This is a genomic window from Eudoraea sp. (genome assembly GCF_049665975.1).
Taxonomy (GTDB): Bacteria; Bacteroidota; Bacteroidia; order Flavobacteriales; family Flavobacteriaceae; genus Eudoraea.
The window spans coordinates 1-2,820 of sequence record NZ_JBATGR010000311.1; the positions used below are offsets into that span (position 1 = coordinate 1).

Genomic DNA, 2,820 nt, shown 5'->3' on the forward strand with positions numbered 1-2,820 from the left:
TCGATAAGGGGCATTAAAAAAAGTGGTGTGCTGAATATAAAAGAATTCTACGCACTATTTCCTGGTGGACCTTTAAAAATTTCAACAAAAATTGCGGGTGTACCAAAACCTAAAAGTTGTATTTAAAGAACAAAAGTTTATATAAGATTTTAGTAAAATCATTAATAAAAAAGTCATGAGCGAAAATAATTTGAAAGAGATAAGCGAAACTAAAGAAAAAGAGAAGGGCGGAACTAAAGTAAAAAAAATGCTTTTTATTCTTTCCAAGGGTACCATAGAAAATGCATATGCAGCATTTGTTATGGCAAATGGTGCCAGGATGGAAGGTATTGAATCCGAAATATTTTTTACATTTTTTGGACTGGAAGCCATTCAAAAGAAAAAGTTAGAGCACTTACGTGTTGCAACCGTAGGTAATCCTGCATTACATATGCCAACAATGCTTGGTGGACTGCCAGGTGTTGAAGCACTGGCCACGAAGATGATGAAGAAGGAAATGGAAAAATTGGATATGCCTCCTATAGGTGAGTTCCTCGAAATATTATCAGACTCCGGTTGTAAACTATGGGGTTGTAAACTGGCCATAGACATGTTCCACCTGAAAAGAGAAGATTTAATTGATGAATTAGATGGGGTATTAACTATTGGGGATTTTTACGGCAGAGCCAATGAAGAAGGCACCCATTTATTGTTTATTTAAATAAGTTGAGCTAATCAAAATAAATTTGGTTCCATTGATAGATTGTTTTGAAACCCTGCTAAATGAATTTGGCGGGGTTTTTTAATTGGCTGTGGATAAGAAAATTGAGTTATTAAAGAAATAGGATTACTTTATTTACTGAATTATTTTGTCATTCAAAAATATATTTAGATATTTATCTAAATAACTAAATATAAAATGAATACGCTCTTTAAGGCACTAAATGATGAAACACGAAGGCAGATTTTGGAATTGTTAAAAGTAAAAGATATGAACGCGGGGGAAATTGCAGATAAATTTAATATTTCAAAACCAAGCATTTCTCATCATCTCGATATTTTAAAAAGAGCAGATTTGATTGCCAGTGAAAAAAAAGGTCAGTTTGTAGAATACTCTTTAAACACAACTATTTTAGAAGATTTATTGAATTGGATACTCAACTTAAAGAAATGACGGTATGAACCCAAAACTAAAAAAAGAATTACCCCTTATTGTAATTGTCTTAATTCCATTTATTTATTTGGCCTATATATGGAACCAATTGCCGGAGAAAGTACCAATGCATTGGAACATTAAAGGAGAAATTGACAGATATGGAGATAAAATTGAACTCATCCTAATACCAATTTTATTGCCTTTGCTTATTTATATAATTTTTTTGGTAATTCCGAAAATTGACCCCAAGAACAAGCTACAAAATATGGGAAATAAATATCAAAATATAAAGACTCTATTAACACTATTTATGTCAATCTTAGCTTTGTTTATAATCTATTCTATAAAAAATAGGTCCTTTACAAATCCCAATTATATTCTTTTAAGTATGGGAGTGCTATATACAATCCTCGGCAACTATTTCAAAACCATTAAGCCGAATTATTTTATTGGTATAAGAACACCTTGGACATTAGAAAACGACACAGTTTGGCAGGAAACACATTTACTGGCAGGTAAAATATGGTTTATTGGGGGGTTAATGGTTGTGTTTTCAAGTTAGATTTTAAATGGACAGTCTAATTTGACCGTCTTTATAATTATCACAATGGTAGTAGTTTTAATACCGATTATATATTCATACTTAAAATTTAAAAAAATAAAAAAAACGGTGCCATAATTGGCACCGTTTTCATATAAGACTATTCTTTGTTATTGAACTAGTTTTTTTTAAGGAATTTATAACTCGCTCCAACCATAATCATGGAAGTTGTCATATCATAGGAAACTTCACTGCCAGGAATGGCCCCATAAGGAGGCGAACTGGCAATAAACAGCGGATTAAGCAAAGGCCCTGAAGTGGCTTCTCCACTAAAGCCCATATGATAGACTCCATCAATTGCCCAACGATCACTTATTTCATAGCTCAAGCCCAGTTGAAATGCATTTTTAATGATGGCAGTTGCGGGTACGTTGAAAAACGCAACATCACTTTCTATTGGATTTGAACTATAGGTGTATCCAAGTCGTAATGGCAGTCTGTTCACACCTTTAAACTGGACTCCGAAAGAAACTATGCTGATGTTTTTCCAGCCAAATCCGGCCACGGAAGCTGTTGGCGTCCAGCCCACGGAAGAAAATCCGGCGGCGTTTTCATATTCGACATATCTGTAATCCAAAGCCAGGTCGAATTGTCCGGGAGAAAAACCAAGACCTACAGACCAGATACCAGGGTAATCTATTTTGAATTCATTTTCACCTGTGCTTCCGTCCAGGTAAGTGTTATCTAATTTAAAATCGCCAAATGATTGTTTGGTTTTATAAGATGCTCCTGCTGAAAATCCGTTACCCGAATCAAAATACACACCTAATTGTCCTCCAAAACCAAAAGCTGAAGAATTGTCCGTCGATGGATATCCGGCAAGCGTAGGATTAGCGGTAGGGTTAGGGATTAATTTTAGAGTTGCATAATTAAAAGTTGGTTGAAGTCCTATTGAGAATTTATCCGATAATTGATAGGCATATGTAAAACCTAATTGCAGTAAACTATAATCAGATTCTATTCGGCCAAATCCTCCCATGCTTTGAGGCATATTTATTGGATTGGTAGTACTTTCAGGAAAAGTAACCCCAAATCCACTGATACCAAAAGCTGAGGCACCAAATGTATGCCGGCTGCCTTCTTT

5 protein-coding genes are annotated in these 2,820 nt (G+C 34.6%); 4 read left to right on the top strand and 1 reads right to left on the bottom strand.

What is annotated here, in order from left to right; genetic code table 11:
• The first annotated feature begins 27 nt into the window (after positions 1-27).
• The 4 genes from WBN20_RS11075 to WBN20_RS11090 all read left to right on the top strand — a co-directional run bounded on the left by WBN20_RS11075 (position 28) and on the right by WBN20_RS11090 (position 1,697).
• On the top strand, positions 28-126 hold the full coding sequence (locus WBN20_RS11075; RefSeq protein WP_424281718.1) for a TusE/DsrC/DsvC family sulfur relay protein: 99 nt from the start codon (positions 28-30) through the stop codon (positions 124-126).
• Positions 127-175: 49 nt separating this feature from the next.
• Positions 176-700, top strand: a complete 525-nt coding sequence (locus WBN20_RS11080) for a DsrE/DsrF/DrsH-like family protein (protein WP_424281715.1) — start codon at positions 176-178, stop codon at positions 698-700.
• Between the two features lie 198 nt (positions 701-898).
• Positions 899-1,153, top strand: coding sequence for an autorepressor SdpR family transcription factor (locus WBN20_RS11085; RefSeq protein ID WP_424270990.1), 255 nt, complete (start codon positions 899-901; stop codon positions 1,151-1,153).
• 4 nt (positions 1,154-1,157) lie between these two features.
• Positions 1,158-1,697 carry an SdpI family protein gene (locus WBN20_RS11090; RefSeq protein ID WP_424281716.1) on the top strand — a complete coding sequence of 180 codons (540 nt, stop codon included), beginning with the start codon at positions 1,158-1,160 and terminating at the stop codon, positions 1,695-1,697.
• A 157-nt stretch (positions 1,698-1,854) separates the two neighbouring features.
• Here the strand turns inward: WBN20_RS11090 and WBN20_RS11095 are convergent.
• On the bottom strand, positions 1,855-2,820 hold a 966-nt coding region (locus WBN20_RS11095; protein ID WP_424281717.1), incomplete at its 5' end, for an OmpP1/FadL family transporter.